Below are 6869 nucleotides of genomic sequence, written 5' to 3' on the forward strand. Positions count from 1 at the left end.
AATGCGGAGGGTCGGATTTGAACCGGCGAACCCCTTTGGGAACAGATTTTGAGTCTGTCACCTTTAACCTGACTCGGTAACCTCCGCCTAAACTCTATATTGCATCATATATTATAAATTTTATAAAACTGTTATTGATTATGTAACATGGAAATAGAACTGGAAATAGAAGAGGAAAACAGCAGCATACTTTATGATATATTAAATCCCGACAATGACCAAAATATTGATATGACGGTAAATAAAAAGAAATTAAACATAAAAATTAAGAATCTGGAATTAAAATCTATTTACAGCCTTCCAGACGATTTTCTAAGGAATTATGAGGTTTTTTATAAAATATATTATAATTTAAAAATATAAATTTATTCCTCAATTGTTAAATTGAGTTTTTCTGTTAATTCCTTGTACCTGTTCCTTATTGTAACCTCGGTTACACCAGCAACCTCAGCTATTGCTCTCTGTGTTCTTCTTTCACCGGTTATCAATGATGCTATGTATATTGCAGCTGCTGCAACACCAGTTGGTCCCTTACCTGATGTTAAATCGTTGTCCACAGCCATTTTAAGAATTTCCTCTGCCCTCTTTCTTGCCTCCATTGATAATCTGAGCTTGGAGCAGAATCTGTTTACATAGTCATCGGGCTTTGACGGCAGTATATTAAGTTTAAGGTATCTTGCCATGATTCTGTATGTTCTTCCAATTTCCTTCTTTTTTACCCTTGTAACAGATGCTATCTCGTCCAAGGTTCTTGGGACGTTTGTAATTCTGCATGCGGCATATATTGACCCTGCAACAACACCCTCAATGGATCTGCCGCGGATCATATTCTGCTTAACGGCCTTTCTGTAAATAACGGCTGCAGTTTCACGCACATCGTTTGGAATGCTAAGATTGGATGCCATTCTTTCAAGCTCCTGCAATGCCTGTGATAGGTTTCTCTCTGCTGCGTTTGAGACCTTAATTCTCTTCTGCCACTTTCTTAGTCTGTAAAGCTGTGCCCTGTTTCTGGTTGGGATGGATTTACCATATGAATCCTTATTTTTCCATGATATATCGGTTGATAAACCCTTATCATGAATTGTGTATGTCATTGGAGAGCCTGTTCTGGCACGGCTTTCTGACTGCTCTGAATCAAAAGCCCTCCATTCTGGCCCCTCGTCAATATAACTGTCATCAATAACCAAACCACAGTTTGAACAAACGAGCTCCCCGCGCTCATAATCCCTGACCAACTGTGAGGAACCGCATTCCGGGCATTTATCTATCTCATATATATTTTTCTTCTTTTCCTTTTCATCAACCATATTTATCACCTAACATTTTACATATACTTTTTCCGGGGAATAATCCACGGATGCCAGATATGCGAGGGCATACGGATTTGATACGGGTCCCAGTATTCTGGTTATCCTGCCAATAGCCTTTTCATTACTGTCATATATTTTACCATGTAAATTAAGGCAATTATTAATCCGTATCAATATCTCATTGTTTCTTTTATGCACTATTTGGCATTCATATTTCATTGTACCATACTATATACATAGTTTATATTTAAACTTTTCGTAAGATTATTAAAAATTAGGTTTTTTATATTAAAATATTAGTGTATAAATTTGTGTAATATCTCACTTATCTAAGATTCATAAATTATTTATTGGAAAAATAATTTTAATAAATTTTTATTGCATATATAATAAACTTTTAATACTCTTAGTAATAAGCATTATATAAATCTTGGGTGGTATTTAATGGAAGTTGACGACGTGAAAGTTTGTCCTGAATGTGGTTCACATCATCTTGTAAAGGATTATGAAAGAGGGGAATTAACCTGTTATGATTGTGGTATGGTTATTGAGGATTCCATTATTGATCAGGGACCTGAGTGGAGGTCATTTGATTCTGATCAGGATGAAAAACGTTCAAGGACGGGCTCACCAAGCAGCTTTATGAGCCATGATAAGGGTCTAGCCACTGAGATTTCATGGTCAAACAAGGATTATTACGGAAAGAGAATACCACATAAAAATCGTGCCCAGATTTACAGGGTTAGAAAATGGCACCAGAGAATTAGGGTAAGCAATGCGGCCGAAAGAAATTTGTCCATGGCATTGCAGATACTGAATGAGGATGGTACAAAACTTGGAATTCCAAAGGATATTAAGGAAACAGCCGCATTAATATATAGAAAGGCCGTGGAGAGGAATCTTATAAGGGGGAGAAGCATAGAAAGCATAGTATGTGCATCCATATATGCTGCATGCAGAATGGTAAATATACCAAGAACGCTGGATGAGATCTCCAAGGTATCATATGTAAATAAGAAAAAAATTGGAAAGGCATACCGGCATCTGGCAAAGGAACTTGCATTAAATATTAAACCCGCAACTCCATACTCATATGTTTCACAGTTCTGTAATAAACTTGACCTGGACAAAAAGGTTATAATAGACAGTGAAAACATAATAAGGCTTGCATCGGAATCGGGCATTTCAATGGGAAAGGGACCAACAGGTGTTGCAGCAGCGGCAATATACATAGCAGCAATAAAAAACGGAAAATCAAGGACACAGAAGGATGTTGCCAGGGTATCCGGAGTAACAGAGGTAACCATAAGAAATAGATATAAGGAAATAAGCAGGATGCTTGGCTTTGACCAGAATGAATAAATTATAAAACATTTAGCTTTACAGCAATGGTAATAAATGCCGTGTGGCCTATAATATTATTATCAGGCCTTGTTGCATTTTCCCTTACAAGTATGTTACGCTTTATTAATTCAACGGTTTCCAAAACAGTGAAGTTATTCTTATTTAATGATAAAACATTTTTTTCAGCCTGATTGTAGGTTGGTGAGTATGTTATAAAGTATCCTCCAAATTTAAGATTATTTTTGAGATTATCAACACATTCCCATGGTTCTGGCATATCAAGTATAATTGTGTCAAATAATTCTTCGGTTTTAAATGTTTTAATATCGCCGTTAATAAGCTCCCAGTTATCAGGATTCATAAGCGAATAAACGTTTTTCCTTGCATTTTCAATGTTCTGTTTATCTATATCAACACTAACAAGTTTTCCTGATGCATTTATTGAGTTAAGTATTGAATAGCTTAAATTGCCTGTACCAACACCGGATTCCAGAATTTTTTTACTCCCATTTATGGACCCTGTATATATTATATAGGCGGCATCAACAGGAAGTATTGTCTGTGTCCTTCTGCCTGATATACGATAAAAAAATTGTGGATCAGGATTTAATATTACAAAGGTTTTACTCCTTAATTTAATTGTATCTCCAGGCTCAAAAACAGAATTCAAGGGTATGCTTATTCTTTCGTTTTTAATATATGCAGTATGTTGCTCCATATCAAGAAGGCCGTAACAATCATCAGATTTAATAATAAACACAAATGTTTATATTTTTAAAATATTTATTTTTTACACCTTTCTATAAAATTTTTAAAAATTTCTGTGCCATATTCAGTATTATTAACCTCAGGATGAAACTGAACGCCAAATATATCCCTGCTTTTATGATAAAAGGCCTGCACCCTGCAAGTATCTGATGAGGCACATATAATGTAATCGTCAGAGATGGACTTAATCTCATCATTATGGTTCTCCCAGACTATAATTTTTTCAGGGATGTCATAAAATATTGAGCCTTTACTGTAAAAATTAACCTCCTTTTTGCCATATTCAGGATGTACTGCCTTTGATACATTCCCGCCTGAATTTAAGGCAATGAACTGGGCACCTGCACATATGCCAAAAATTGGATAATCATGATTAATATACTGCTTAATATTTCCAAGTTTTGAAAGTTCAGATTCTATGCTTGCAGGACCACCTGATAGAACTAGTCCATCAAGGTCTATTAATTTTTCATCATCAACAGTATTTGGGAATATCTCAGCATCTACTTCAAATGATTTTAGGACACGCCACTCACGGTGGGTCCACTGTCCACCATTATCTATTACACCTATTTTCACACCACAAAATTTCAATGTTGTATTTAAAGATAGTACAATAATCTTTAAATTGTTGTTATAAAAACTTATATAACCTGAAATAATAAACCTTTTATGACAATATATCAAGGTAAAGGTACAAAGAAATTTACAGGTGGAAAATTAAAGAGAAACCATTCAAAAAGAAGATACGAGCTTGGCAGGGAGCCATCATTAACAAAAATTGGTGAGACTGAAAGAAAAACAATAAGAACTTTAGGTGGCAATACCAAGGTTGTTTTATTAAATGAACAGTTTGCAAATGTATACAATCCCGATGATAAAACAACAAAGAAGGTTAAAATTATAACAGTTAAGGAAAATAATGCCGATCCGCATTATGTGCAAAGGAACATTATGAATAAGGGTACAGTAATATCAACGGAGATAGGAAATGCAATGATAACATCCAGGCCAGGCCAGCACGGCGTGATAAATGCAGTACTTGTGAAATGATAACATTATATTCACAGTATTTTAACCCAAATATTAGCAGGCGCCTTGGCAGGAGAATAAACCGTGAAAAGGCCACAAGGTACAATGATTCCCGGCTTGAATCAATTTTAAAGTCCATGAACCTTAACTATGAAATAAAAAAATGTAAATATCCAAGAATACCCTATGAGGAAACAAACATGTTTCTTATTGATGGAAACATAAAAAAGGGCACATTAATAAAAATTATAGAAAACAGATTATGATTTTCTGAACTTTTTCTTTTTGTAGTATTCAAGCGGATGATTAATTTTTCTACAAAGTGGATCATCATCCATGTAACATAGATGATTTGATCTTAATGTTACACATTTTGGCGGCGAGTATTCTGTTCCAGAGATTATTCCGGTAATGTGCTCAACCTGATACGTGGTCATTTTTTCATTAAAGTCCGGCACATTTCTAAATATATTTATCATATCAGCATTTGACATACCAATTGAATGCAGAAAGCTTACAAGCGTAAATCTGGCAAGATGTGGCAGGTTCTGGTTATCCCTTATTTCATTTAAATATTCAATAATACATGGCGGAAATTTTGTAAAATCCACATCTCCAAGCTTCATTTCGTTTTTTGCATTTATTTTTATAAATTCATCTCTAATTAAGTTTATTTCAGATTGATAACTTTTAAATATCTGTGCGGCCTGATCACTGTTTATAGAATTGTATATAATATTAATTTTTTCAACAAAGTTTTCCCTTAAAAGATGGGCAATCTGACCCTCATCCACTATTATAAGTCCATTTTCCATTTTCTGGTATATTAACCTGTATTTAAATCCGGATATTTTTTTATTATATGTGATAAAAAAATTAAATGGGATTTTAATAATATTATTTGATACAAATACATTTATTTTGGCCCTATGACAGTAATCTATAAATGACTCGGTATCATTTTTGATAAGCCTCAATATCTCATTTTCAAATACGTCCCTCTGTTCTATTATAAATCTGGATGTTAAATTTCTCTGGTTGATTAATTTAATCATCCATAGTGCTATGCCAAAACTTTTAAGGTCGAGCACCTGATTGTACCTGTTTTTATCAGCATATTTTTTAACTATATTTTTTATATATTCCAGTGCCAGAAGCATGGGCTTCCTGTCTGACAGGGAATTGGCTGCAGTATTTATGTTTTCCGGTGATGACACGTAATCATAATCAACAAAAAATTTATCTGTTATCATTTTACAGTTCTATTAAATCCTTTGTTGATGTTGTAAGCTGCTCATAACCGTCCTTTTTAACGAGAACATCATCCTCTATTCTGACCCCACCAACCTCTGGTACGTATATACCGGGTTCATCGGTAACCACCATATTGCTCTTTAGGACAAAATCATAGGATGGTGATAGTGCTGCATGATCATGAACATCCAGGCCAACCCCATGGCCCAGTGAATGTATAAACCTCCCCTTATACTTTGTGGAGTCTATAATATCACGGGCTATTTTATCTATATCGCGGCCATTTACATTCTCCTTTATTTTTATCATGCTCTCATGCTGTGCCCTTTTAACAATTTCATATATTTCCTTCTGCTCTTCACTGGCCCTCCCAAAAACCATTGTTCTTGTTGTATCGGAGCAGTATCTCTGATAAACAGCACCATAATCTATTAAAACAAAATCGCCCTTTTTTAATTTTGTTTTTCCTGGAAAATAATGTGGCATGGATGAATTTTTACCAAATGCAACTATTGTGCTAAATGATTCTCCTGATGCGCCGTTTTTCATCATGGCATAAACCACCTCTGCGGCCAGTTCTATTTCTGTCATGCCCTCCCTAATTTTTGGTATTACATCCTCAAGAGAATCGCTGGCTATTTTAGCCGCCTCCCTTATCTTTGATATCTCATCATCCTCCTTTATTTTTCTTGCCTCAAGTATGGACTGCGATATGTCTATAAATTCCTTATCGGGAATAATTTTAAGAATGTTTTTATACTGTTCCAGTGAAACTGCTGAATAGTTGATGCCTATATTTGTATGGTTTTCAAAAATTTTTTTGATAATCTCGTTAAATTCATCCCTTGTTTTAAATATAATTACGTCATAGCCTGTTTCTCTTGCAGCCTGTTCCTCCAGCTCTGATGTGATAATTTTTACCTCATCAGGCCTGATAAATAATGCTGAACCCTCAAATATACCGCTTTTTGCACCGGTAATATAAAAGAATGTTTTATCTATCTGGTTTTCCCCGCCATTTATTATAAGTGCCGTGTCGACATCCCTGACGTAATCAAATATTCTCTCACTTTTCATTATTATTTATCTTAATTTTAGATATAACAATTTCGATTAACAAATGATTAATAATATTAAATATAAGCCATACATTTACATATA

At 34.6% G+C, this 6869-nt stretch carries 10 protein-coding genes and 1 tRNA gene; 4 read left to right on the forward strand and 7 right to left on the reverse strand.

Going from position 1 to position 6869, the window contains the following annotated elements; all coding sequences use genetic code 11:
• Positions 1-2: 2 nt before the first annotated feature.
• Positions 3-87, reverse strand: a tRNA-Leu gene (locus AOG54_RS08715).
• Positions 88-147: 60 nt separating this feature from the next.
• Between AOG54_RS08715 and AOG54_RS08720 the strand changes: the two genes are divergently transcribed.
• On the forward strand, positions 148-363 hold the full coding sequence (locus tag AOG54_RS08720; RefSeq protein ID WP_054963872.1) for a KEOPS complex subunit Pcc1: 216 nt from the start codon (positions 148-150) through the stop codon (positions 361-363).
• Positions 364-365: 2 nt separating this feature from the next.
• Here AOG54_RS08720 and AOG54_RS08725 read toward each other — a convergent pair whose 3' ends face one another.
• Both AOG54_RS08725 and AOG54_RS08730 read right to left on the reverse strand, forming a co-directional pair.
• Complete coding sequence (locus tag AOG54_RS08725) at positions 366-1307, reverse strand: transcription initiation factor IIB (protein WP_054963874.1); 942 nt, start codon at positions 1305-1307, stop codon at positions 366-368.
• A 9-nt stretch (positions 1308-1316) separates the two neighbouring features.
• Positions 1317-1529, reverse strand: coding sequence for an H/ACA ribonucleoprotein complex subunit GAR1 (locus tag AOG54_RS08730; protein WP_054963873.1), 213 nt, complete (start codon positions 1527-1529; stop codon positions 1317-1319).
• Positions 1530-1754: 225 nt separating this feature from the next.
• Here AOG54_RS08730 and AOG54_RS08735 point away from each other — a divergent pair, with 225 nt between their 5' ends.
• A complete protein-coding gene (locus AOG54_RS08735; RefSeq protein ID WP_054964441.1) occupies positions 1755-2672 on the forward strand; it encodes a transcription initiation factor IIB in 918 nt (305 codons plus the stop codon).
• A gap of 1 nt (position 2673) precedes the next feature.
• On the opposite strand, the gene AOG54_RS08740 is transcribed toward AOG54_RS08735, so the two are convergent.
• A complete protein-coding gene (locus tag AOG54_RS08740) occupies positions 2674-3414 on the reverse strand; it encodes a tRNA (adenine-N1)-methyltransferase (RefSeq protein ID WP_054964440.1) in 741 nt (246 codons plus the stop codon).
• Positions 3415-3437: 23 nt separating this feature from the next.
• Positions 3438-4001, reverse strand: a complete 564-nt coding sequence (locus AOG54_RS08745; protein ID WP_048100900.1) for a GMP synthase subunit A — start codon at positions 3999-4001, stop codon at positions 3438-3440.
• Positions 4002-4094: 93 nt separating this feature from the next.
• Between AOG54_RS08745 and AOG54_RS08750 the strand changes: the two genes are divergently transcribed.
• Together AOG54_RS08750 and AOG54_RS08755 are read left to right on the forward strand one after the other, a co-directional pair.
• Positions 4095-4475 carry a 30S ribosomal protein S8e gene (locus AOG54_RS08750; RefSeq protein WP_048100899.1) on the forward strand — a complete coding sequence of 127 codons (381 nt, stop codon included), beginning with the start codon at positions 4095-4097 and terminating at the stop codon, positions 4473-4475.
• Positions 4472-4720 (forward strand): signal recognition particle subunit SRP19/SEC65 family protein, encoded by a 249-nt coding sequence (locus tag AOG54_RS08755; RefSeq protein WP_054964460.1) that lies wholly within the window; start codon positions 4472-4474, stop codon positions 4718-4720. Before AOG54_RS08750 ends, AOG54_RS08755 begins: the two co-directional genes overlap by 4 nt.
• Here the strand turns inward: AOG54_RS08755 and AOG54_RS08760 are convergent.
• Together AOG54_RS08760 and AOG54_RS08765 are read right to left on the reverse strand one after the other, a co-directional pair.
• Complete coding sequence (locus AOG54_RS08760; protein ID WP_054964461.1) at positions 4715-5707, reverse strand: hypothetical protein; 993 nt, start codon at positions 5705-5707, stop codon at positions 4715-4717. The genes AOG54_RS08755 and AOG54_RS08760 overlap by 6 nt on opposite strands.
• A 1-nt stretch (position 5708) precedes the next feature.
• Entirely contained in the window at positions 5709-6785 is a 1077-nt protein-coding gene (locus tag AOG54_RS08765; RefSeq protein ID WP_048100897.1) for an aminopeptidase P family protein, read from the reverse strand.
• Positions 6786-6869 lie beyond the last annotated feature (84 nt).

Origin of the sequence: Acidiplasma aeolicum (assembly GCF_001402945.1) — an archaeon.
Taxonomy (GTDB): Archaea; Thermoplasmatota; Thermoplasmata; order Thermoplasmatales; family Thermoplasmataceae; genus Acidiplasma; species Acidiplasma aeolicum.